The sequence below is a fragment of the Prevotella sp. oral taxon 475 genome, from assembly GCF_018127805.1.
Lineage (GTDB): Bacteria > Bacteroidota > Bacteroidia > Bacteroidales > Bacteroidaceae > Prevotella.
Window position 1 is genome coordinate 713,640 of record NZ_CP072334.1, and the last position, 22,506, is coordinate 736,145.

The 22,506-nt window shown below is 53.2% G+C and carries 21 protein-coding genes and 1 tRNA gene; 12 read left to right on the forward strand and 10 right to left on the reverse strand.

Annotated features, from left to right (window positions below; all coding sequences use genetic code 11):
• Positions 1 to 39 precede the first annotated feature (39 nt).
• From J5A66_RS02720 to J5A66_RS02760, 9 genes are all read left to right on the forward strand, one after another.
• Positions 40 to 1,872: a phosphoethanolamine transferase gene (locus J5A66_RS02720; RefSeq protein ID WP_211790925.1), complete on the forward strand. Its 1,833-nt coding sequence runs from the start codon at positions 40 to 42 to the stop codon at positions 1,870 to 1,872.
• The gene (locus J5A66_RS02725; RefSeq protein ID WP_211790926.1) at positions 1,853 to 2,986 is read left to right on the forward strand and encodes an acyltransferase; all 1,134 of its coding nucleotides are present in this window, start codon (positions 1,853 to 1,855) and stop codon (positions 2,984 to 2,986) included. Before J5A66_RS02720 ends, J5A66_RS02725 begins: the two co-directional genes overlap by 20 nt.
• A 12-nt stretch (positions 2,987 to 2,998) precedes the next feature.
• Positions 2,999 to 4,000: an acyltransferase gene (locus tag J5A66_RS02730; RefSeq protein WP_211790927.1), complete on the forward strand. Its 1,002-nt coding sequence runs from the start codon at positions 2,999 to 3,001 to the stop codon at positions 3,998 to 4,000.
• On the forward strand, positions 3,997 to 4,875 hold the full coding sequence (locus tag J5A66_RS02735) for a decaprenyl-phosphate phosphoribosyltransferase (RefSeq protein WP_211790928.1): 879 nt from the start codon (positions 3,997 to 3,999) through the stop codon (positions 4,873 to 4,875). The genes J5A66_RS02730 and J5A66_RS02735 overlap by 4 nt, the downstream gene beginning before the upstream one ends.
• A 28-nt stretch (positions 4,876 to 4,903) precedes the next feature.
• Positions 4,904 to 5,503, forward strand: coding sequence for an HAD family hydrolase (locus tag J5A66_RS02740; RefSeq protein WP_211790929.1), 600 nt, complete (start codon positions 4,904 to 4,906; stop codon positions 5,501 to 5,503).
• Positions 5,463 to 7,223: a DUF6080 domain-containing protein gene (locus tag J5A66_RS02745; protein ID WP_211790930.1), complete on the forward strand. Its 1,761-nt coding sequence runs from the start codon at positions 5,463 to 5,465 to the stop codon at positions 7,221 to 7,223. Before J5A66_RS02740 ends, J5A66_RS02745 begins: the two co-directional genes overlap by 41 nt.
• A gap of 35 nt (positions 7,224 to 7,258) precedes the next feature.
• Positions 7,259 to 8,596, forward strand: coding sequence for a DUF6080 domain-containing protein (locus J5A66_RS02750; protein ID WP_211790931.1), 1,338 nt, complete (start codon positions 7,259 to 7,261; stop codon positions 8,594 to 8,596).
• Positions 8,597 to 9,085: 489 nt separating this feature from the next.
• A complete protein-coding gene (locus J5A66_RS02755; protein ID WP_211790932.1) occupies positions 9,086 to 9,268 on the forward strand; it encodes a hypothetical protein in 183 nt (60 codons plus the stop codon).
• A gap of 220 nt (positions 9,269 to 9,488) precedes the next feature.
• Positions 9,489 to 9,665 (forward strand): hypothetical protein, encoded by a 177-nt coding sequence (locus tag J5A66_RS02760; RefSeq protein WP_211790933.1) that lies wholly within the window; start codon positions 9,489 to 9,491, stop codon positions 9,663 to 9,665.
• Positions 9,666 to 10,246: 581 nt separating this feature from the next.
• On the opposite strand, the gene J5A66_RS02765 is transcribed toward J5A66_RS02760, so the two are convergent.
• Together J5A66_RS02765 and J5A66_RS02770 are read right to left on the reverse strand one after the other, a co-directional pair.
• Positions 10,247 to 10,456, reverse strand: a complete 210-nt coding sequence (locus J5A66_RS02765; protein WP_211790934.1) for a hypothetical protein — start codon at positions 10,454 to 10,456, stop codon at positions 10,247 to 10,249.
• Between the two features lie 19 nt (positions 10,457 to 10,475).
• A complete protein-coding gene (locus tag J5A66_RS02770) occupies positions 10,476 to 12,005 on the reverse strand; it encodes a leucine-rich repeat domain-containing protein (RefSeq protein ID WP_211790935.1) in 1,530 nt (509 codons plus the stop codon).
• 567 nt (positions 12,006 to 12,572) lie between these two features.
• Here J5A66_RS02770 and J5A66_RS02775 point away from each other — a divergent pair.
• Complete coding sequence (locus J5A66_RS02775; RefSeq protein WP_211790936.1) at positions 12,573 to 14,909, forward strand: DUF4922 domain-containing protein; 2,337 nt, start codon at positions 12,573 to 12,575, stop codon at positions 14,907 to 14,909.
• A gap of 129 nt (positions 14,910 to 15,038) precedes the next feature.
• Positions 15,039 to 16,310 (forward strand): MFS transporter, encoded by a 1,272-nt coding sequence (locus J5A66_RS02780; RefSeq protein WP_211790937.1) that lies wholly within the window; start codon positions 15,039 to 15,041, stop codon positions 16,308 to 16,310.
• A 68-nt stretch (positions 16,311 to 16,378) separates the two neighbouring features.
• Here J5A66_RS02780 and J5A66_RS02785 read toward each other — a convergent pair whose 3' ends face one another.
• The 7 genes from J5A66_RS02785 to J5A66_RS02815 form a co-directional block, all read right to left on the reverse strand.
• Positions 16,379 to 17,281: a carbon-nitrogen hydrolase gene (locus J5A66_RS02785; RefSeq protein ID WP_211790938.1), complete on the reverse strand. Its 903-nt coding sequence runs from the start codon at positions 17,279 to 17,281 to the stop codon at positions 16,379 to 16,381.
• Between the two features lie 30 nt (positions 17,282 to 17,311).
• Positions 17,312 to 18,385 (reverse strand): agmatine deiminase family protein, encoded by a 1,074-nt coding sequence (locus J5A66_RS02790; protein ID WP_211790939.1) that lies wholly within the window; start codon positions 18,383 to 18,385, stop codon positions 17,312 to 17,314.
• A gap of 198 nt (positions 18,386 to 18,583) precedes the next feature.
• Positions 18,584 to 19,249 (reverse strand): RluA family pseudouridine synthase, encoded by a 666-nt coding sequence (locus J5A66_RS02795; RefSeq protein WP_211790940.1) that lies wholly within the window; start codon positions 19,247 to 19,249, stop codon positions 18,584 to 18,586.
• Between the two features lie 119 nt (positions 19,250 to 19,368).
• The gene (fabG, locus tag J5A66_RS02800) at positions 19,369 to 20,115 is read right to left on the reverse strand and encodes a 3-oxoacyl-[acyl-carrier-protein] reductase (protein ID WP_211790941.1); all 747 of its coding nucleotides are present in this window, start codon (positions 20,113 to 20,115) and stop codon (positions 19,369 to 19,371) included.
• Between the two features lie 140 nt (positions 20,116 to 20,255).
• Entirely contained in the window at positions 20,256 to 20,681 is a 426-nt protein-coding gene (locus tag J5A66_RS02805) for a type II toxin-antitoxin system VapC family toxin (RefSeq protein ID WP_211790942.1), read from the reverse strand.
• A complete protein-coding gene (locus J5A66_RS02810) occupies positions 20,678 to 20,830 on the reverse strand; it encodes a hypothetical protein (protein ID WP_211790943.1) in 153 nt (50 codons plus the stop codon). Before J5A66_RS02810 ends, J5A66_RS02805 begins: the two co-directional genes overlap by 4 nt.
• Before the next feature lie 151 nt (positions 20,831 to 20,981).
• Entirely contained in the window at positions 20,982 to 21,578 is a 597-nt protein-coding gene (locus tag J5A66_RS02815; protein ID WP_211790944.1) for a TetR/AcrR family transcriptional regulator, read from the reverse strand.
• Between the two features lie 287 nt (positions 21,579 to 21,865).
• Here J5A66_RS02815 and J5A66_RS02820 point away from each other — a divergent pair.
• Positions 21,866 to 21,938, forward strand: a tRNA-Met gene (locus J5A66_RS02820).
• Positions 21,939 to 22,297: 359 nt separating this feature from the next.
• Here the strand turns inward: J5A66_RS02820 and J5A66_RS02825 are convergent.
• Complete coding sequence (locus J5A66_RS02825; RefSeq protein ID WP_211790945.1) at positions 22,298 to 22,486, reverse strand: hypothetical protein; 189 nt, start codon at positions 22,484 to 22,486, stop codon at positions 22,298 to 22,300.
• Positions 22,487 to 22,506 lie beyond the last annotated feature (20 nt).

The following is a 22,506-nucleotide window of genomic DNA, read 5'->3' on the forward strand; positions in this document are numbered from 1 at the left end:
ACGGCAAAAAGCGTACTTTTGCACTAAGCGACACTTTGAATGAAGTTTTTAGAATTCACAACGAGACTCTTCCGCGGGGTGTTTTGGCCCTTGCGGGTCAATGCCACTTTCTTTTTTTTCATGTACGTACTGGGTATGGTCTGTGCCTGGTGTACACTTCCAGTCGGCCGCGGAGCACATCTTTATGAATATCTCTATGCCGAACTATTGGTAGATGTCTATGTGTTGTGCGCAATTCTTGCGCTCATCCCTCGGTGTCTGCGATCTTGGCTGCGCGCGCTGCTCTACCTTATTATATATGCAACAGCAGCGATAGACGTGTATTGTTATGCCCAATTCGGCTCGACCCTTACGCCAACAATGCTACTGTTGGTAGCCGAAACCAATGGAAGAGAGGCCGGCGAATTTTTGGCAACCTATCTTTCTTTCGACCTTCTCTTCAGTAAAGTAGGCTGGATTTTGCTCGTCGCAGGGGTGCATACACTGTTTGTATTGCGCCATTTTGCACCGGAACGATGGCGAGAAGAAGGCCGCTTACTGATAGACAAACTCAAAAAGCCAATTCTTCAACAGGCTATGACGACGACATGGGTCGGCGGTGTCCTTTTCACGGGGGGGCTGATATGGAGTGTTTGTCTGTCGGCACATAACAAGACTGCGATGATACGACTGATGTCGGGACGTAATATCGGCGAAGTGGAGCACCGATTGACCGAAGATAAACATGCCGTTCTCTATCAGCCTGTTTACCGATTGGTCTTCAGCTTGTATGCCAATACGCTTGCTGCACAGCAAATCGACCAGCTCATAACTGCCTCCACCCGAGCAACAGTAGACAGCTGTGAATATAAAAGTCCACATATCGTGTTGATTATCGGCGAAAGTTACGGCAAGCATCATGCCCAGATGTACGGTTATACCATGCCCACCACGCCGCGACAAATACGCCGAGAGCGGAGCGGAAGACTGATAAAGTTCACCGATGTGGTGTCGCCTTGGAACCTGACGAGCTTTGTCTTCAAACATCTTTTTTCGCTTTACGATGTAGGAAGCAAAGGCGAGTGGTGTGACTATCCGCTTTTCCCGGAATTGTTTCGCAAGGCAGGCTATCACGTTACGTTCATCACCAACCAGTTTTTACCCAAGGCCCGTGAAGCGGTCTACGACTTCAGCGGCGGTTTCTTCCTCAATCATCCGGTGCTGAGTCAGGCTCAATTCGATACACGCAACGATCGAGTATATCGTTTTGACGAGAGTCTGCTGGGCGAATACGACCGTTTGCGAGAGCAGAACACCGCGCACAACCTCACCATTTTTCACCTCATGGGACAACATGTGACGTACAAGCAACGCTATCCTACCAACAGAGGACGGTGGACGGGGACCGATTACGAAACCCTGCGACCCGATCTGACGAGACGACAAAGGCAGGTCCTGGCGGAGTATGACAACGCCGTGCTGTACAACGACTCGGTGGTAGATCAGGTGATACGCCGTTTTGAGCGTGAGGAAGCCATCGTCATCTATGTCCCCGATCATGGAGAAGAATGTTATGAAGGCAACCGTGGCTTGATTTGTCGTAATCATTCGGCAGAAATCGACTACGACTTGGCCAAGTATGAATTTGAAATTCCGTTTTGGATATGGTGTTCGCGTCGTTACGTGCTTCGCCATCCCGAGGTCTATCGGGCAGTGATTGAGGCTCGCCACCGCCGATTCATGACCGACGCTTTGCCACATCTGCTGCTCTACCTGGCTGGCATCCACACACGAGATTACAAAGAAGAGAACAACCTTCTGAGTCCGACGTACAACGAACGCCGACCGAGAATTTTGAAAGGAAAAACCGATTATGACACGCTTCATCCCTGATCATCCGCTTCGCAGTCCCGAAATAACGCGTGCCGAGGGAGCCTTGTTGCGCGGAATGGCTATCATCGGCATTGTGTTGCACAACTATTGTCATTGGCTCGGCTCGATTGTGCGGGAGAACGAATACACCTTTCGACAGGGAAACGTAGACGGATTGCTCTCTGTGTTGCAACACCCCGATAGCCGGTTGCCTCTGCATCTGCTGTCGTTTTTCGGGCATTACGGCGTGCCCATCTTCCTTTTTCTGAGTGCATACGGACTGGAAAAGAAGTACGCCGGCAAGCTTTTACAGTCGCCCCCAAGAACTCTCACCAAACGGGTGCGCAGCGTCTTGGGTTTCATGGCAACCCATTACCTTAAACTTTTTCGCCTGATGGCTGTGGGCTTTGCTATTTTCCTTCTCGTGGATACCCTCACACCGCATCCCTGGCACTATGATATAGAGAAGATCGGAGCGCAATTGTTAATGCTAAACAACCTCTTTTCGCAACCCGACCGCATGATTTGGCCCGGACCTTATTGGTTCTTCGGGTTAATGATGCAATTCTATCTGCTCTATCGACTGGTGCTCTATCGGCGGCATTGGGCTGTGACGGCGGTGCTGATCGCGGTCTGCGTGGTGGTGCAGGGACTGCTTCCGCCCGACGGAGATGCCATGAACCGGTATCGGTATAACTGGATGGGCGGAATGTTGCCTTTCGGTTTCGGACTGCTCTACGCCCGATTCGAAAAGTCCCTTGGCACCATTTGTCAGACAAGCATTCGGCTCTTTGTAGGCGTTGCGTTATGCGTCGGATTAGTGTTTGCTATGAGTCTGAACTTTGTGGGGTGGACCTTCGCCCCCGCTATCGTATGTATGGGCGGCCTCTTGTTGGCAAAAACACTGACGAGTGCTCCCTTTTTCGGTCTTCTTTCGCAGATGTTGACCTGGTTAGGAAGTATCTCGGCTGCACTATTTGTGGTTCACCCTATTGCCCGAAAGGTCATCATCCCCCTTTCTCATCAAGGCCATCTGTACACAGGACTGTTGCTTTACGTCGTCGTGTCTATCATTTTGGCATGGTTGCTTCATCAAGTCATCCGGCGCATTCCGCTGCCGCGCCTCAACGATTAACACCGTAGGAAGATGCAGTTGAAAGAATTTCAGTGGGCAGGAATCAGCCGATACCGCAGCGAATTGATGGGGCTGGCCATTCTCTTCGTCATTCTCTTCCATGTCTCGTTGCCCCGGACGGATGCCTTTTTCGGCCTTCGCCGCATGGGCAACATCGGTGTCGACCTCTTCTTCTTCCTCAGCGGCGTAGGCCTTTGGTTCTCGCTGGCAGAGCGGACGGGACTTAGGAGATTTTTCCGCCGTCGCTATCTACGCATCTATCCCACTTGGTTGATCGTGGCTTGTCTTTATTACATTCCGATCTATGTCAAGGGGGGACACAATATTCGGGCCACGATTGATCTCCTGGGCGACATTCTCGTCAACTGGAATTTTTGGTTGCACGACGAGCTCACCTTTTGGTACATCCCCGCCACGATGATGCTCTACTTTCTCGCGCCGGGCTATGTACGACTTGTGTCGCGTCATCCCGTCTACCGATGGCTGCCATTAGTAGCCATTGTGTGGTGTTGCGCGGTGCAGTGGGTAAAGCCCTTGAATGATGCGGTGGGGCATTTGGAGATTTTTTGGAGTCGCATTCCCATCTTTCTCCTCGGGATGAACTGCGGGCAATGGGTGCGTGACAGTCGAACCGAAACCGGTAGCGCATTGTGGCTTCTTCTCCTACTGATAGTCCTTCCGCTGGGCACGTGCCTCTACATGGAGCAGCAGTTGCATGGGCGGTTCCCACTTTTCGCAGAGCGAATGTTGTACATCCCGCTGTCAGTCTCAAGCCTATTATTGTTGAGCAAGTTGTTTTCAGTTGTCCCCGAGCGGGTAAGGCACGCCTTGCGATTCCTGGGCAGTCTGAGTTTGGAGCTCTATCTCCTTCACGCCCACTTCGTGTTAGTGCATGTGGAGCGTTGGAGACTCACCTATTGGGGAACGGCACTCGTCTGCCTTTTATTGTCGCTCCCCCTGGCGTGGATGCTCCACCGTACCGTGCATATTCTAATAAAGAGATTTGAAAAATGAGAAACCTCTTGCGCCTTCTCCGTCCACAACAGTGGATCAAGAATGGATTTGTGCTCATCCCGTTGTTCTTCGGCGGAAAGCTCTTCTCCCCGTCGGCCTCCCTTTCTGGGATTATCGCCTTTTTTGCGTTCAGTTTTGCGGCCTCGGCCATCTATTGTTTCAATGATATAATTGATGTGGAGGCCGACCGTCGACACCCCGTCAAGCGTTCGCGCCCTATCGCCTCGGGCGCGGTGAGTCTGTCGTGGGCGTATGCGCTGATGGGTTGGATGGTTGTGCTCTCAGTTCTGCTCGTGACGCTGCTTCCCATCGGTCGAATGCAGGCGGGGATCGTTATCGCCTTCTACTTTGTACTCAACCTGGCCTATTGCGCCCGACTCAAGCGTTATGCCATTGTCGATGTATGTGTGGTAGCCTTCGGATTCGTGTTGCGCATCTTTGTGGGTGGATTTGCCACGGGCGTAACAGTGAGCAACTGGCTCGTACTGATGACCTACCTCCTGGCTCTGTTTCTTTCCTTTGCCAAGCGACGCGACGATGTACTGCGGATGAACGAGACAGGTGAACCTCCCCGGCAGAACACCATCCGATACAACCTCACCTTCATCAACCAAGCCATCACCATCACGGGCAGCGTCACGTTGGTGTGCTATATCATGTATACGGTGTCGCCCGAGGTGATGACCCGCTTCCATGCCCCCAACCTCTACCTCACGAGTATTCTTGTTCTCGTCGGACTCCTGCGATACATCCAACTCACAGTGGTAGATCGACGCAGCGGCGATCCGACTAAGCTTCTCCTGCGCGACCGCTTTACGCAACTCCTCGTCGCGGCCTGGCTCCTGACGTTTGTCGTGATTATCTATTGGGGATGAGATTTTCGGACTTGTCAATTAGTCAACTATGTCTATAAACGTCTCTCTATTCGACTTCGACGGCACCCTCACCACTCGCGACACGCTGCTCGCCTTCATCCGCTTTGCCAAAGGACGGCGACGACTGTTGTGCGGGCTCCTGCTCCATCTACCCATGCTTCTGTCCATGAAGCTACACCTCTATCCCAATGGCCGAGCCAAGGAGCGGCTCTTCAGCTTCTTCTTCGCAGGGACGACCGTCGCGCAGTTCCGCCAACTCTGTATCGCATTTGCCCGTGAGCATCGTCATCTGCTGCGGCCGCAGGGCCTCGAGACGCTCGAAAAAGCACAGAGCGAGGGGCAAATGGTGTTCGTCGTCAGTGCCAGTATTGAAACCTGGGTGAGGCCATTCTTTCCGCAACTGCCCGAGGGGCATGTCGTGGGAACGCAGGTAGAGGTGATCAACGGCCGACTCACGGGTCGATTTGCCACGCCCAACTGCTACGGTCCCGAGAAAGTGCGTCGCATCCAGCCCCTCCTGCCCCCGAGACACGAATGTCATATCACAGCCTACGGCGACAGTCGGGGCGATCAAGAAATGTTCAACTATGCCCATCAAACGTTTTTTCAACCCTTCCGAACCCGGTAGGCCCCAGCGAGCGGCCGAAATGCTGCGCTTCGCCCTCGTGGGAACGGCCGCCGTACTGATACAATACGCCATCTACGCCCTCCTCGTCTGCGCCATCGACCACAACCTGGCCATGAGCGTAGGCTATGGTGTGAGTTTCGTGTTCAACTTTTTGGCCAGCACGCGCTTCACCTTTCGGGTGGAACGGACGGTGAAACGTGGTGCGGGATTCGCCCTATCACATACGGTGAACTGGCTATTGCAATTAGCCGTTCTCAACCTTTTTCTGCGTTTGGGCCTGAGCAAAACTCTGGCTCCCTTGCCCATGTTCGCCATCTGCGTACCTGTAAATTTCGTGATGGTGCGTTTCTTTCTCAAACAGAACGGTGTGCGCATTTTCGCGCTCTTCCAACTGCGCCGAGAGGAGTTCGCCCCTGTCGCCCTGTTTTCGGGACTACTCCTGCCGCTCCACGCCTTGCTCATCGCTCACTACTGGACGCTTTTTACACCACTACGGGCTGAGTATGGCACGATTTTCATCCGCCATTTCCACCTCTCGGGCTTCGACCCCATCACCTATTCGGTCATCAGCGAGTGGTCGGCCGGCTACAACGTCTACCGCCACCCCCTGCTCGCTTTCTTCGTTTATCCCCTCTCCCTGCTGAATCAGGGACTGATGCAGCTCACCGGAATCAACTGCGCCGTCTTCCTCACCGCCGCCCTGTTGCTCTTCTGTGCCCTCTATTCCTTTGTTTTTCTGCATCGCCTGCTGCGCGATGTCTTGAGTTTATGTTTGGCAGATGCCCGTCTGCTCTCAGCCTTTTTCTTTTCCCTGGCCTACGTGCTGCTCTCGGCCATCGCCCCCGACCATTTCCTCCTTTCCCTCTTCCTCCTCCTGCTCACACTCTACCTCTCGGGACTGTATCTGCGCCAGCGTGCTCCCCTCCCGACCGTGACCACCCTTCTGCTCTTCATCCTCACGGCCGGCGTTTCGCTCAACAACGGTCTGAAAGTATTTCTTGCGGCCCTTTTTACACGAGGCCGCGGTTTCTTCCGTCCCCATTTTCTCCTGCTGGCTGTTTTGCTTCCAGCCGCTCTGCTGTGGCAATTCTCGCGTTTCGAATATCGACAGTTTGTCTGGGCAGGCGAAGTGGCTCGGCATGAGGCGCGCGCCAAGCAGAAGGCCGTACGACAGAGGCAGCTCCCCACACTGCAACGGCAGAGCCCACCGCCAAAGACGGCTCCGAAAATGGGTACGCCGATGATGCAGGGCGAGTTCATGCGGTGGACGGACGTGTCCACCCCGCGCCTATCGTCCACCGTAGAAAATCTCTTCGGCGAGAGTTTTCAGCTGCATCGCGACCATCTCCTGGAAGACCTCTTCGGCACCCGTCCCGTCATCCTGCCTTATCGCTGCGTTGTCAATTACGTCGTCGAAGCCCTGCTCGTGTTGCTCTTTCTGGCAGGAGTGATATGCGGCCGCTACAACCGGCTCTTGCAGCTGGCCCTCTCCTTTGCCCTGCTTGACTGGGCTTTGCATCTGGGCCTGGGCTTCGGACTCAACGAAGTCTACATCATGACGGTCCATTGGGCCTACGTCGTCCCTCTTGCCCTGGCCTGCCTTTTCATGAGGCTCCGCGGCGGCTCGCTTCGCCTTTTGCGCGTCCTCGTACTGCTGCTCACCATCTGGCTCTATGGTTGGAACCTTTCTGCCCTCGTTTCCTATCTTCTCCCGGCATAATCCTCTCCACCGTCACTTTATCCCAATCGCAACGCATGAATAAGTTCAAACTCAAGAAGGACGAACGCCCCATTGCCCTGGTGGCTTTCCTCGTCTTTGCCTGTCAAAACGCTCTGACGCTGTATCGCTATCACGAGGAGTTCACCCGGGTGGGATACATGGGACTGTGGACGCTTTTCCACGGTCGGTTCCACGTTTCCGGCTTCGATGCCTTCTCGTGCATCTATCTCTCCAATGGTAAGATTTTCTACGAACTCTCCCGTCACCCACTCTTCGGCCCGATACTCGCACCCCTCTATTGGATCAACGCCGCCATCATCCGTCATTTCGATTTCAATGCCGCTATCTATCTCATGGCTGCCCTGCTCACGGTCTGCGCCACATGGTCTTTCCTGCTGATGCACCGCATCCTGACCGAACTGGTGGGTCTGCGCCGTACGGATGCTCTTCTCCTCTCGGCCCTGCTGTTCTCCTTTGCCTCGGTGATGCTCGCCGCCATGCTCCCCGATCATTTTCTCTTCTCCCTCTTCCTCCTCCTGCTCACCCTTTACCTCGCCGGTCGAAACCTCCTCCGTCATCGCCCCATGCCTTGGTGGCAAACGGCTCTGCTCTTCTTCTTCACGGCCGGCGTAACACTCAGCAACGGAGCGAAAACCCTGCTCGCCTCTCTCTTCGCCAATGGGAAGGCCTATTTTCGACCACGCCACCTTCTCCTCTCCACCCTCCTTCCGCTGGCTCTTCTCGGAGCCGCCTATTATGCGCAGTATGTTTTCCAGTTGCTGCCGCGGCAACGCGAGTCGGCCCATATCGAGGCGATGCGAATCAAGAAGGATAGCATTTTTGTGCAGAAAAGTCTGGAGCACGAGGCGCGTAAGCATCGCATCATCGGCAGACCAATGGGCAACGATGCCTTACTGAAGTGGACCGATAAAGACACGCCGCGACTACAGAGCCTGATCGAGAATGTCTTTGGCGAGTCGATACAGCTGCATCGCGAACACCTGCTTGAAGACATGTTCGTGTCGCGCCCCGTCATCGTGCACTATCATCATGGGGTTTTCTATGTTGTCGAGGCAGCCATTTGTCTACTCTTCGTTCTCGGTCTATGGTGTGCGCGGCACGAACGCCTGCTGTGGCTCTGCCTCTCGTGGTTGGGCTGCGATGTCTTTCTACATCTCGTCTTGGGCTTTGGCCTCAACGAGGTCTACATCATGGGAGCCCATTGGCTCTTCATCCTTCCCCTCGCCATCGCTTTCCTCTTGAAGCGGTTGCCTCCTCGGTCCGCCGTTGTCCTGCGCCTTGTTCTGTTGCTGCTCACCCTTTACCTCTGGGCATACAACGGCACCCTCATTGCGGGCTTTATGCTGGCGTAAAATTTCTTACGATGTGCGAGAAGTCATCTCTTGTGGTGTCAATGATGCTCGCGCACAGAACACCAAGTACTCTTTTGCTAACAACCGCATAGCGGTTGGTCCGTTGGGTAGAGCAGGGTAGGCGAGTGAAACGAGCCTACTCTGCTCTACCATCTGCGGAAGCTACTGAACTGTTCAAAACCATCGCGGAGACCAAAATGGAGCTACTGAACTGTTCAAAACGGCCACGGAGACCAAAATGGTGCCACTGAACTGTTCAAAACCGCCACCGAGACCAAAATGGTGCTACTGAGTCGCTCAAAACCGCTGCGGAGGCAAAAATGATGCTACTGAGTCGCTCAAAACGGTCGCGGAGACAAAAATGGTGCTACTGAGTCGCTCAAAACCGTCAGGGAGGCAAAAATATATGCAAAGAGAAAACAAGGCCGTAGGTCTTGGTCTCTCCTCTATCGCATAGTGATTGACCCATTGGCAACTTATTCAGAACAGATGCCAAACACCCCTCGCGCTAACAACCGCGTAGCGGTTGGTCTGTTGGCAGGGCAGGGTTGGCGAGTGAAACGAGCCTACCCTGTCTACGACGTGCAAAGAGAAAGCAAGGCCGTAGGTCTTGGTCTGTTTAAATCCCTTAAGTTAGAAGGTTGGAAGGATTATTTTGATCTCCTGAGTTAGAGGGCTTTTCTATGAAAACAGACCAACCCCGTTGGGGTTGTTATGGGTGGGTGCCGCTTAAACAGGGTAGGCTCGTTTCACTCGCCAACCCTGCTCTACCAACGGACCAACCCTTACAGGGTTGTTTGCGCACAGTGTTCCCAATAGGTGACAAATACGAGTTCGATATATGGTAGATGACCTCATGATGCATGAGAAATGCGATTCCGATGCATAACAAATGGCCTCGCGATGTGAAAGAGTGCTTTACGATGTACGAGAAACCACCTCTTGCGGTGTAAATGATGCCTGTGCACAAAACATCAAGTGCTCTTTCGCTAACAACCGCGTAGCGGTTGGTCTGTTGGTAGAGCAGGGTTGGCGAGTGAAACGAGCCTACCCTGTCTACGACGTGTAAAGAGAAAGCAAGGCCGTAGGTCTTGGTCTGTTTAAATCCCTTAAGTGAGGCGGGTCGGGGAGAAGTTTTGCCCTCTTGAGTTAGAGGAGTTTTTTATGAAAACAGACCAACCCCGTTGGGGTTGTTATGGGTGGGTGGCACTTAAACAGGGTAGGCTCGCTTCACTCGCCAACCCTGCTCTACCAACGGACCAACCCCGTTGGGGTTGTTTGCGCACAGTGTTCCCAATAGGTGACAAATACAATTTCAATATATGGCAGATGACCTCCTGATACACGGCAAACATAAATCCAATGCATAGCAGATACGATTCCAATACATAACAAATGATTTTCTGATGCATGGCAGATGGTCTACCAATGTATGACAAATGCTATTTCGATATATGGCAGATGACCTCATGATGCGCGGGAGATGACCTCCTGATGTGCGGGAGATGACCTCCTGATGTGCGGGAGATGACTTCCTGATACGCAAGAGGTGACTTCCCGCATATCGGGAAGTCACCTCCGCTATTTTTAATGGTGATGGCACGCAGCGATTGTGCAGATGATTCCGGCAGAAGAGCATTCCGTCAGAACCTAATAGCTCACCTCTCCCCAGGGCTTTTCTTCCGAGGAGTCGAATGTTTCTTCGTCTTCTTCTTCAAAGAATCCATCCTTGGCTTGTCCGCCACCGCCAGGGCCGCCACCCTGACCAATGGGAATGGATAGAATGGTTTGGCAGATGAAGCCTTCGGAGACGGTGTTCAGTACGCTTGTGGTGGGGCGGATGTATGTTTGTTTTTTCATTGTTGGTTCCTCCTAAAGATTAAAATTTATAGAATTTCTTGCCATTCACGACGTACATCTGGCCACGCTCGAGGGCATCATAATTGGTGCCCATGCGCTTACCGTCGATAGAATAGAACGTATGACGGCCGCTTTTCACATCTTGCTCCGTCTCGTTCTCGAGCTGGTGGATGTCGGTGGTGGTATGGTCATCGTCTAACACCATAAGGAAACTCTTGGCCGGCGTGGTGCCGTTGGGACTGGAGATAAAACAGCGGAAGGGCGCGATATAGTCGTTGGTCACACCGTTCTGCACCGCCCACCACTTGTTGCCATTGAGATAGTAGGCCTTCTTGGCATAAGCAGCGGTATTGCCCATAAATTCAGTCGTGCCGTAGAACTTCCAATCATTGTCAGAAGAGGCCACCAAAGCAGATGTTTCAATATCCGGTGTTACGGGCACTTGCACGTTCTGCATCACAGGCAGGGTGTGATTCTGTCCGTCGGTGATGCGCACGAGATAGGGTTTGTTGGCTGAGAGGCGCGTTCCCTGCGGTACGGACGAGAAAAAGAAGGCTTTATCGCCGTTTTCGTCGATCCCCTTTTGTGTCAAGGTGTAGGCTTGCATACCTGTGGGTAGGTCCGTGGGATAAGGTAAATAGAGCGTGCTCACCGCTTTGCCTGCCACATTGCTGAAGGTGCGGTTATATGTTGCTTTCTTGGCTGTAAAGGCGCGGGGAGCGCGGAACGACATATCGTCGCTAATAAGCAGGCTGTCGCAATAACCATCGGCACGCACGATGTTGGTTTCGTCTGCGGTTTGATCTATACTTCCACCATCCTGTCCATTCTTGTTTAGTTTGCCACAGGGATAGACATCGAAAGTAGCAGGGAGATAGATGAGGATCCGCCCTTGCAATAGGAGATACATAAAGAATTGTTGACCGGGCAATGAACCATTCTTTTGAAAAGAGGCTGCCTTTAATTGCGTATTGGAAAGGTCGTAATACTCAATGTTGTATTGAGAAGACGGTGTAAAAGTAGAACTCCATGATTCCGATGCGGGGCGGTAGGTTCTAAAGGCTTTTGCGCCTAAAAAAGAAAGTTGAGAGCCCGCCTCGAAAGACAAATGCTTAATCCGATGATTCATAAAAGCATCCGCTCCTATTTTTTGTACACTGGCAGGGATCACTAAGTTGTCGAAGGAAATGTCGGAAGTGTTGGCATTGAAGGCATTGTCTCCGATCTCTTTCAGGGTGGAGGGCAAAGTGAGCGAGGAGATGCCGCAACCGGAAAATGCTGACTGTCTTATTTTAGTGACAGTGTAAGTGTTTGAGCCAACAGTCACTGTTGCCGGGATGTTGACAACGCCGCCGTTGGTCAAATCGTAACTACCACTCTTTCGTGGATTAGACACCTTATTCGGCGTACTGATGATGGTGGCCTCAGTGCCACTGACGGTAAATAGGAGGGTGAGTCCCTCGGAAACGACGCTGTGAGTCTGCGCCGATGCGTTGCCGGGCACGAGCAGTGCCGCGAGCAAAAGTAAAAAAGTAAGAGTCTGTTTCATAAATCTCTAATATTTAAAGGGTGAAAAAATCGGTGTAATTTCTCCTTTCGCTACCACGAACAGCGGGCACGAAAAGAGAAGCAAAGGGAACTCCGAAGAGCCCTTTGCCTATAGGGGTTGCGCTCGCTTCGCGCGCGCGTAAGAGAAGGCTAAAAAGTGTTACACTGCAATAGGTGCGAACATTGTGTGTGTGTGTGTGTGTGTGTGTGTGTGTGTGTGTGTGTGTGTGTGTGTGTAAGGTAGCGAATTCCTGCGACACTACCAAACAATCGGCGTTAAAAGATGCAGAAAAGTTCGCCCTTTTCTGCCCCGCTGTTATACCTGTATGGAGATGCACGCTACACATTATATCATATATATCCTTTACGATATGACCTAAAACACGGCGGCAAAGGTAGCACAATCTTTTGAAATGAGCAAATATGAGGAGAGGAAAGAGAAGGCAGGAGGGAGGAAGCCACCTATAGAGAGCGAGCAGCAGTACGAATTTCGGTGCTGCGAGATGGGCGGTAAGCCGAATATTTTTCGTAAGTTTGCAAGGTAATCATTTCCACACATACTTTTGACATGACAGAAAGAACGCAACACACAGAAGAGAACATACAGAGATTGCAGACGTTTTTCGAGAACGAACTGTCCGTTTGGCAAGATGCACGGCAGCGATTTGAAGACCTCAGTCGGGTGCAGGTGCGAGAAATGGATGTCGACGGGTTGCAGCTGAGTCTACAATTCAACCCGGCACGCATGGTGTCGACGGGGGCGAAGATCGACCGCGAGGCATTGCAAAAACGCCCTTGCTTCCTATGCGCCGAGAATCGACCGCAGGTGCAGACACAGCTACCTCTGAACAATGACTTCTGCCTGCTCGTCAATCCCTTTCCCATCCTTCCCCAGCATTTCACCCTCCCGGCCAAACGACATCAACCGCAACTCATCCGTCAGCACTACGGATTGCTGCACGAGTTGCTATCGCACTATCCGCATCTCCTGGCTTTCTACAATGGGCCCAAGTGCGGCGCGTCGGCTCCCGACCATCTTCACTTTCAGGCCGGAACATCAGGTCTACTACCTCTGCAACGAGATTGGGCCCGGTTGTACGAGCGACGGAAGACGTTGCTATGCTTTGACGACGGCGAACTGTCGGCCATCACGACGTTCGTCGTTCCGGCATTTGCCATCAGAAGTCGCAGTGCACTAACCGATGCGCGACTCTTCAACCGCCTTTATGAGGTTTTGCCGCAGCGCGAGGGTGAGCCTGAACCTATGCTCAACATCCTGGCTTGGCGCGAGGGTGAAGACTTTCTCTCAGTGGTCATTCCTCGCGAAAAGCATCGGCCCGACTGCTACTCGGCTCAAGGCGAAGAGCAATTCCTCGTGAGTCCCGGTGCACTCGACATGGGCGGACTCCTCATCACGCCACGCCAGGAGGATTTCCGCCGACTCACACCCGAACGGGTTGCGGCTCTCTATCACGAGGTAGGCATGCAGCTCCAAGACTTTAACAAAGTGAAAGAACAACTTTGTTCTTCTGGCGAACGCGACGCCTCGGCCTCATCCGAATTGCGACTACGTCTTGACTACAGTCACACACCGCAGGTGTCGGTGGGCATCTTGAGCGGACAAGAAGTGAACTTCGAGCTTCACGCCGACTATCGTCTCTTGCGCACCGACGACGGCGCACAGGAGCCATCCATCACAGGCCAACAACACGTCGAACTGAAAGACGGACTCATCCTTTGGAACGGGCATTCCTATGCAGAGCTCTCGTTCGTCCCCACCGACCCGCGCGCCTCGTTCTCGTTGCACAACGTCACCATTGGCGTGAACTTCCATTGGGAGCAGCAGCAAACACAGACCTTCATCGGGAAGTTGCGGCTCGCCGTGGCCGACGGGAAGATCTACGCCATCAACCACCTCTCGGTAGAGGACTATCTCACAAGCGTTATCTCGAGCGAGATGAGCGCCACCTCGAGCCTCGAACTACTCAAAGCGCACGCCGTGATTTCGCGCAGTTGGCTACTCTCGCAGATGGAGAATCGGGGCAAGACCCGACAAGCCTGCACCTGCCAGGAAAGCGAGGACGAGCGGATCAGATGGTACGACCGTGAAGACCACACGCTCTTCGACGTCTGTGCCGACGACCACTGCCAACGCTACCAGGGCATCACCAAAGCCAGTCGCAGAGAAGTGGCCGAGGCCGTTCGCGCTACCGGTGGAGAGGTGCTCACGGGCGGCGGAGAGATTTGCGACGCGCGATTCAGCAAATGTTGTGGCGGAATGGTGGAAGAATATCGCTACTGCTGGGAAGACCTGGACAAACCCTACCTCAAGGCCTTGCGCGACGCGCCCGATGCCAGGGTGGATATCGATCTCACCCGCGAGGCGGCCAGCGAGGCCTGGATAAGGAGTTCTCCCGAGGCATTCTGCAACACGCACGACGCCCGCATTCTCTCACAGGTGCTCAACGACTTCGACCAAACCACGCACGACTTCTACCGTTGGCGCGTATCCTATACCCAGGCCGAACTCTCCGAGCTCCTGCACCGCAAACTCGACCTTGACTTCGGATCCATCAGAAACCTCATCCCCCTCGAGCGTGGCAAGAGCGGTCGGATCTCCCGACTCAAAATCATCGGTACCCACCGCACGCTCATCGTGGGCAAGGAACTCGAGATTCGCCGCGCCCTGAGCGAGAGTCATCTTTACAGTTCGGCCTTCATCGTAACGTCTGAAGAGCCCGACGCCGAGGGCATTCCGCAGCGATTCACCCTCACGGGCGCAGGATGGGGTCACGGCGTAGGTCTTTGCCAAATCGGGGCCGCCGTGATGGGCGAGCGGGGATACACCTACGATGCTATCCTAACGCATTATTATCCCGGAGCAGAGCTCAAACGGCTCTATTAAAGCCATCAAACAGGCATTCTACGCTTCCCGCCCTATGGGGTGGACAGAACCGAGCAAAATAGAGCTTTTAACCAGTTGGACGGCTCAATCATTCATTCACAACAGCCCCCAACCCCCTCAAAGCACGCAATGACGAAATCTCCTTGGAAATGGGTTCCTACCCTCTATCTCGGAACCGGACCGGCGCAGGTGGCCGCCACCACCCTCTCGATGTTGCTCTACAAGCAGCTTGGACTGACCAACGCCGAGATCACTCTCTACACCGCCTGGTTTTTTCTGCCCCAGGTGTTGCGTCCCCTTTGGGCCCCGCTCATCGAGCTCACCAAAAGTAGACGCTGGTGGGTGGTGGCCATGCAACTGCTCGTCGGGGCTGCCTTCGGCGGCGTGGCTTTCACCATTCCCACAGCCTATTGGCTGCAAGGCACGATTTGCTTTTTCCTACTGTTGGCCTTTTCGGGAGCCATCTACGACACGGCCGTCGACTCGTTCTATTCTGTCTCCCTTGACGACGATGCCCAACAACACTTCACCGGCATCCGAAGTGCCTTCTATCGCTTCTCGATCATCTTTGCCCAAGGCTTCCTGGTGATGGTGGCCGGCAATCTGCAACTCCTCTATCGCAACAGCATCAGTCTGTCGTGGAGTTTAGTGTTCTACGCTGCCGCCGGACTCTTCATCGCCCTTTGGCTCTGGCATCGCGCCATTCTTCCCCATGCCCGAGCAGACGAGGGGCGATACGACTGGAGCGGCGATCTGCCGGCCGACCTCTCTGACCTCTGGCACGAGATGCGGCGGCGACTTCACTCGTTCGTCACAAAGTACGAGCGACGCAGGGTGGTGGCTACACTCTTCTTCATCGTAGCCTTCCTACTGCCCGAGGCTCTACTCTCGAAGGTGTCAATGCTCTTCTTGGTCGATGCCGAACACAACGGTGGACTGGGCCTCTCGCCTCAGGAATTCGGTTGGGTGCAGGGAACCGTGGCCGTCGTGGCTCTGAGCTTAGGCAGTCTTGCGGGTGGCATCGTCGTCAATCGCGACGGTCTGCGCCGCTGGCTCTGGCCGATGACTGCCGCTACCAACCTCCCCCATCTGCTCTATCTCTACCTGGCTCTGACGCAACCCGGCGGTCTATTGCCCATCACGCTTTGCATCTTTGTCCATCAGTTCGGCTGTGCCTTCGGCACCACAGCCTATCTGCTCCAGCTCATCCACTACAGTAGGGGGCCGCACCAGACCACTCATCACCTGCTCTGCACGGCTCTTATGACCGCTTCGTTCGTACTGCCGTCGATGTTCTCGGGCGCGCTACAAATGGCGTTGGGTTATCCCGCCTTCTTCTTAATGGTGCTGGCCTGCGGAGGATTTTCCTTTCTGTCGATGGCTCTACTGCCCAAAAGATAAAAAAGGTTCCATGCACATAGTATGCATGGAACCTTTTCTCTTCTTCTTTCTCTGAGAAATGTTTCTTTTCAGTCGTCGATGAATCGGCGAGTCAGTCCCTCGTAGGCATCGATACGGCGGTCGCGCAGGAAGGGCCACCAACGGCGAACGTGCTCGCTACGGGTCAGATCAAGGGATACTACGCTGCGACACTCCTCGCTTTCGGGAGCTCGAAAGAGTAGTTCGCCCTGTGCGCCGGCCACGAACGAACTGCCCCAAAACTGGATGCCGGGCGTCTGCGCAGAGGGGTCGGACTCGTGCCCGACACGATTCACCGCCACGACGGGTAGCCCATTGGCCACGGCATGCCCACGTTGTACTAACGTCCAAGCCTCGCGCTGCCGTTGCTGCTCGTCGGGCGCATCGGAGGCGGCATAGCCGATGGCGGTGGGATAGATGAGGAGCTGAGCCCCGCGAAGGGACATGAGTCGGGCTGCCTCGGGAAACCACTGATCCCAACACACCAACACTCCGAGTCGACCCACACTCGTATCGATAGGCTGGAAACCCAGATCGCCGGGTGTGAAGTAGAACTTTTCGTAATAGGCCGGATCGTCCGGGATGTGCATCTTGCGATACTTGCCGGCGATGCTGCCGTCGCGCTCCAACACCACAGCGGTGTTATGACAGAGGCCCGGGGCACGCTGCTCGAAGAGCGAGGCAACAATGACCACGCCCAGTTCGCGAGCCAGACGACCGAAGAAATCGGTTGACGGACCTGGAATCGATTCGGCCAAGCCGAACGTATCGACATCTTCCGTCTGGCAAAAGTACAACGAGTTGTGCAATTCTTGTAGCACGATGAGCTGTGCTCCCTGGGCAACCAACTGCCGAATTCCCTCGGCCAGTCGACTCATATTGTCGGCTTTCTCGGCTGAGTTGTGTTGCTGAATGATTCCCACCTTCAGCGTCTTTTCTGTTTCTTTCGTCATGTTGTTCTTCTTTTTCAAAACTGTTGTTCCTTATTTTAATATGCCTTGAGGGAACTGCATCGTCAGGCAATGAAGCGAACCGTGCTGAAGAATGACAGCGCGTGCGTCAATACCCACCACCTGCCTATCAGGATAGGCTTGGCCGATGGTGCGCAGGGCTTCGCGGTCGGTCGCCTCCTGCCCGTAGGTGGGACAGAGCACCGCTCCGTTCACCACTAAAAAATTGGCATAAGTGGCCGGGAGCCGTTCGTTCGCTTCACGGATGGCATGCGGCATAGGCAGAGGCAAGAGGCGATAGGGCCGTCCGTCGGTGGTGCGAAGAGTTTGCAGCTGTCGCTCGAGGGCGACGAAATCAGCGTATTGTTCGTCCTCGCGGTCGGCGCAACGGACGTAGAGCAGGGTGTCGTTGGGAGCCGTGCGAACGATGGTGTCGATGTGTCCGTCGGTGTCGTCGCCCATCAAGGAGCCGTGGTCGAGCCAAACGATTCGGTCGGCCCGCAAAGCCGTTCGGAGCTTTTCGTCGATTTGTTGCCGAGTGAGCGGCTGATTGCGATGCGGAGCCAAAAGACACTGTGAGGTCGTGAAGATGGTTCCCCGCCCATCGCTTTCGATCGATCCGCCCTCGAGTACAAAGGAGTCGTGCCGTTCGAGCCGCCCGCAAAGCCTTCCGGCGGCATACAGACTTTGCGTGATGGCGTTGTCTTTCTGGGCGGCAAACTTCTCGCCCCAACCGTTGAAGCGGAAGTCGAGTAGTGTCGCTTCTTTCGTTTCTCCGCAAACCTCATCGCCTGTCAAGCAAATGGGGCCATGATCTCTTGCCCAGGTGTCATCGGTGTCGCAGCGATGAAAGCGGATGTTGGCCAGTTCCTCTGGTCTGAGATGCGAGGCCAGCGTGGCCTTCACCGCCTCTGTATCGGGAGCTACAATCAGCAGCAGTTCGCGCTGCGCTATTTCCTGAGCCAGCCGGATGAACACAGTCGTTATCTCTTCTAAATGTGGAGCCCAATCGGTGGCGGCATGCGGCCAGGTGAGTTGCACGCCACTCTGTTCTTCCCATTCGGCGGGCATCCGTAGTTTTGTGGTGCTTTGTTTTTCTTTCGTCATATCAATTTTTTCGTTTCTCCCCTGGTAGAAAGCTCAATCTGTTGCCGGTTTTGCGTTTCCCCCCGGAGGGAAAGCTCATTCTGTTGCCTGTTCTGCGTTTCTCCTCCGGGGGAAGCTCAATCTGTTGCCCGTTTTTCGTTTCTCCCCTGAGGGAAAGCCCAATCCATCGCCGGTTCTGCATTTCCCCCTGGGGGGAAGCTATTTCAAGGCCTGCCAGAGGCTGTCTTCGGGTAGAGGAGCCTCCAAACGGATGATTTCTTTCGATACGGGATGAACAAACTCGATTCTGCGCGCCAACAGCGAGATGCTGCCATCAGGGGTACTGCGGGGCGCACCGTATTTCAAGTCGCCGCGAATGGGGCAACCCATGGCCGCGAGCTGACAACGTATCTGATGGTGTCTGCCGGTGAGGAGCTGGATTTCGAGGAGAGTGTATCGGTCGGTTTGCCCGATGACGCGATAGCGCAACACGGCTTTCTTCGAGCCGGGCACCTCGTTCCGGTAGGCATAACTTTTGTTCTGCCGCTCGTTGCGCGTGAGCCAGTGGATGAGTTCGCCCTCCTCTGCCGGCGGCGGAGTCTGCACCAAGGCCCAGTAAGTTTTGTGGATGCTGCCGTTGCGGAACATCTCGTTGAGTCGCGATAGGGCTTTCGACGTTCGGGCGAAGACCACAAGCCCCGACACGGGCCGGTCGAGGCGATGCACGACACCCAAGAACACCAGTCCGGGCTTGGCATATTTCTCCTTGAGATAGGCTTTCACGTCTTCCGTGAGCGGACGGTCGCCGCTCTTGTCGCCCTGTACAATCTCTCCGCTGCGCTTGGCAACGACGATGATGTGATTGTCTTCGTAGATGACCTGCATTTCCTTTTCTTGAAGGTTTTCTCGAGAAAGGATGGAGGATGAATGTCGATGTGCCTTGCCTTTTCATGCAAAAGGGCACACGAACATTCATCCCCCATCCCTTTATCTTTCGTCTGAAATTACATATTCATTCCGCCGTCTACCTGGATGACCTGACCGCTGACGTAGCTCGAGAGGTCGGAAGCGAGATAGAGGGCGCAGTTGGCCACATCTTCCACCGTTCCGCCGCGACGCAAGGGGATTTGTTTCATCCACTCGTTGCGCACTTCTTCAGAGAGTTCCTGCGTCATAGCCGTGTCGATAAAGCCCGGTGCGATGGCGTTGGCACGGATGCCTTTCGGTCCCATCTCTTGTGCAACCGACTTGGCCAGGGCTATCATTCCCGCCTTTGAAGCGGCATAATTGGCCTGACCAGCATTGCCATGAACGCCCACCACTGAGGCCATGTTGATGATCGAACCGCCACGCTGGCGCATCATCACCGGTACGCAGGCATGAATGAAATTGAACGCGCTCTTCAGATTCACTCCGATAACCGCATCCCACTGTGTTTCGGTCATGCGAAGCATCAGTCCGTCTTTGGTGATTCCGGCATTGTTCACCAGGATGTCCACAGCTCCGAAGTCTTCTTTCACCCGTTTAACCACCTCTTCGCTTTGTGCAAAGTCGGCTGCATTGCTCGCATAGCCCTTGGCTTTCACGCCGAGCGCGGCAATTTCGGCCTCGGTGGCCTTCCCGTTTTCATCGATCACGAGATCGGTGAAGGCAATGTTGGCACCTTCTTGTGCAAACTTCAACGCGATGGCTTTGCCGATACCGCGGGCTGCACCCGTGATGAGTGCCGTTTTACCAGATAATAATCCCATATTCTTTTTGATTTTATTTGATTGATCTTTCTTTTCCTCAGTCGGCGATTCACCGTCTTTTAACATCAGAGATCGCCTTTTCTTAAAAACCGTTCATCGCCATTTCTGTCGCCATCATCGTCCTCTTTTCGAGCGTTTTCTCATCTCTCGTTGAAAACGAAGTTGAGTCCGTGACCTCTGTAACGCGAGAACTTACGATCAGAACTAATAAGAGGCACCCTGTCTGCAATGGCTTGCGCAATAATCAACCGGTCGTTTGGGTCGCGATGGTCGCCCTGAATCGGCAGATTCGAATATTCCAACAAATGCTTTGGTGTGGTTTCACGAATGACAACACCCACATCTTCCAACCAGGACAAGATCTTGCATGCATCAGTTATAGGACTATGTCGGCCAATACGAACCCTTCCAATCTGAAAGATGTGTATCAGTTCGTGAACAGCTACCGTACTTGTATACAAAATATGATAAGGATCGTCGATAAGATTCTGAACATCTGCAGATATGCTGTTGGTGTCCCGAACCAGCATAAAGTACAAAATGTTGGTATCAAGATAATATCTCATTTCAAGACCGCTTTCATCAACGATCTTCTTTCCTGCTCTGTCAGCAAAGACAAGTCGATAATAGGCGAACCTTTCATTCGCATCCACTCCCCAGCCTTGCTTATTTTCTTCTTCAATACCTCTGTCTCCATCACATCTTTTATATTCATTTCATTTTCCATCAAACACCATCTGCTTGACTCTATCTATGTAAAGCCTTTACAAACGATGATTTGATTTCGATTTTTCTACGTCTTTCAGCCTCGCAAAGGTACGAACTTACTTTGATATACCCAAACGAATGTCTACGCCATGCTGTGTTCAGGATTTATTGATACGCTTGCCCAGCGCACCATACACCACCTTTGCCACCAACGGTTTGCTGGCTTCCTCGGTCAGACCGTGCCCCAATCGCCCGTAGATGAACGGCACCTCAAGTCCCTTAATACAATAATGTGTAATGTCGGCCACGAGTTCTACGTTATCGATATCGAACTCTCCGTCGGCCTTACCCTCGGCATACACCTTACGAAAAAGTTCGATTTCATCTTCATCGAAATTCTTGCGCATCTTCTCCACCGTCCAAATATTGCGAAAAAACTCAGCACGGAGGTTTCCATTGCGCACCACCGTCTCCTTAATCATACTCAGATGGGTATAGATCAGTTCGATAATCTTATCTTGCGGACTAATTTTCTTAGCCGCCACCTCGTCCAATCGGTCGGAGAGACGTTCCAGTTCGGCCTCTATCACGGCATAATACACATCCTCCTTACGGTTGAAATAGGTATAGAGCGTGCGTCTTCCCTTGCCCGAAGCAAGGGCTATATCATTCATCGTAGTATTGGCCACGCCGTTGCGGGCAAACAATTGCCGAGCCACATCCACGAGTTTCTGTCTGGTTTTCGAGATAGACATGTCTTTTCTCCTCTTCTTTGATTGTCATTGCACACCATTGTGCAACTGCGCAAATTTATCCTTTTTCTTCGGGTTATGCAAATTCTCTGTGATATATTGTTGCAAATGGGGATGGCCGATCTTTTCAATCGCACCATACCATACGCACAAAAAGAGATCGAAACACCCCTTCAAACAGACCCTAAAATGAACGAAAAAGAAAAATATTGCGCCCAAAATTTGCACAAACCAAGAAAAACCCATACCTTTGCAACCGCAAATCGGGCTTGAAAGACAAGCCATCACATCGCGGAGTGGAGCAGTTGGTAGCTCGCCAGGCTCATAACCTGGAGGTCACACGTTCGAGTCGTGTCTCCGCAACTTCAGAGGTGCAAGGACATATCCTTGCACTTTTTTTTATTCATATCCCCGAAACGACGATGGGTTTTCAAGTTGATCATTCGTCTTTGCAACGTACTGACGGACAGGGCCTTTACAAAACCAATTCCCATCTCTTAGCTTTTGCACGGTGAAAGACGTCCTATTGAAGTGCGAAAGGTGTCCTATTGCATGCCAAAAGCTAAGAGATTGCAAGCTAAAGGGTGTCCTCTCGCTCCGCAATAGGACACCTTTCGCACTTCAATAGGACGTCTTTCCTTTGTTACACCCTGTTCATCTCGTCATTTTAGAGTCCATTCTCAATGACCACTGCTCAACGGTTAATCGTTCATTCTCCACAATCAAATCCCAAGAGGAAAGAATCCCTGTTGTTGTTCCTCCTCGTCGAACTCTTCTTCGTCGAAATGACCGGGCTTGGCCAGTCCTTCATTCTCGCCTACGGAGTGCGAACTCACAACAAATTGGGCGATATTGTCGTCGGTCAAGAGTTGGATAACCTTAATCTGCGGGGTGATATATCTTTGTTTCATTGTTTACTACTTATTACTTA

Excerpts from the sequence above, each read along its gene's own strand:
- J5A66_RS02765 (WP_211790934.1), bottom strand. The coding sequence starts at position 10,456 with ATGAAAAAACAAACATACATCCGCCCCACCACAAGCGTACTGAACACC.
- J5A66_RS02760 (WP_211790933.1), top strand. The coding sequence starts at position 9,489 with ATGGCCTCGCGATGTGAAAGAGTGCTTTACGATGTACGAGAAACCACC.
- J5A66_RS02795 (WP_211790940.1), bottom strand. The coding sequence starts at position 19,249 with ATGCAGGTCATCTACGAAGACAATCACATCATCGTCGTTGCCAAGCGC.
- J5A66_RS02790 (WP_211790939.1), bottom strand. The coding sequence starts at position 18,385 with ATGACGAAAGAAAAACAAAGCACCACAAAACTACGGATGCCCGCCGAA.
- J5A66_RS02740 (WP_211790929.1), top strand. The coding sequence starts at position 4,904 with ATGTCTATAAACGTCTCTCTATTCGACTTCGACGGCACCCTCACCACT.
- J5A66_RS02755 (WP_211790932.1), top strand. The coding sequence starts at position 9,086 with ATGCCAAACACCCCTCGCGCTAACAACCGCGTAGCGGTTGGTCTGTTG.
- fabG (WP_211790941.1), bottom strand. The coding sequence starts at position 20,115 with ATGGGATTATTATCTGGTAAAACGGCACTCATCACGGGTGCAGCCCGC.
- J5A66_RS02720 (WP_211790925.1), top strand. The coding sequence starts at position 40 with ATGAAGTTTTTAGAATTCACAACGAGACTCTTCCGCGGGGTGTTTTGG.
- J5A66_RS02725 (WP_211790926.1), top strand. The coding sequence starts at position 1,853 with ATGACACGCTTCATCCCTGATCATCCGCTTCGCAGTCCCGAAATAACG.
- J5A66_RS02805 (WP_211790942.1), bottom strand. The coding sequence starts at position 20,681 with ATGAGATATTATCTTGATACCAACATTTTGTACTTTATGCTGGTTCGG.
- J5A66_RS02735 (WP_211790928.1), top strand. The coding sequence starts at position 3,997 with ATGAGAAACCTCTTGCGCCTTCTCCGTCCACAACAGTGGATCAAGAAT.
- J5A66_RS02770 (WP_211790935.1), bottom strand. The coding sequence starts at position 12,005 with ATGAAACAGACTCTTACTTTTTTACTTTTGCTCGCGGCACTGCTCGTG.
- J5A66_RS02815 (WP_211790944.1), bottom strand. The coding sequence starts at position 21,578 with ATGTCTATCTCGAAAACCAGACAGAAACTCGTGGATGTGGCTCGGCAA.
- J5A66_RS02730 (WP_211790927.1), top strand. The coding sequence starts at position 2,999 with ATGCAGTTGAAAGAATTTCAGTGGGCAGGAATCAGCCGATACCGCAGC.
- J5A66_RS02810 (WP_211790943.1), bottom strand. The coding sequence starts at position 20,830 with ATGAATATAAAAGATGTGATGGAGACAGAGGTATTGAAGAAGAAAATA.
- J5A66_RS02745 (WP_211790930.1), top strand. The coding sequence starts at position 5,463 with ATGCCCATCAAACGTTTTTTCAACCCTTCCGAACCCGGTAGGCCCCAG.
- J5A66_RS02775 (WP_211790936.1), top strand. The coding sequence starts at position 12,573 with ATGACAGAAAGAACGCAACACACAGAAGAGAACATACAGAGATTGCAG.
- J5A66_RS02780 (WP_211790937.1), top strand. The coding sequence starts at position 15,039 with ATGACGAAATCTCCTTGGAAATGGGTTCCTACCCTCTATCTCGGAACC.
- J5A66_RS02750 (WP_211790931.1), top strand. The coding sequence starts at position 7,259 with ATGAATAAGTTCAAACTCAAGAAGGACGAACGCCCCATTGCCCTGGTG.
- J5A66_RS02785 (WP_211790938.1), bottom strand. The coding sequence starts at position 17,281 with ATGACGAAAGAAACAGAAAAGACGCTGAAGGTGGGAATCATTCAGCAA.
- J5A66_RS02825 (WP_211790945.1), bottom strand. The coding sequence starts at position 22,486 with ATGAAACAAAGATATATCACCCCGCAGATTAAGGTTATCCAACTCTTG.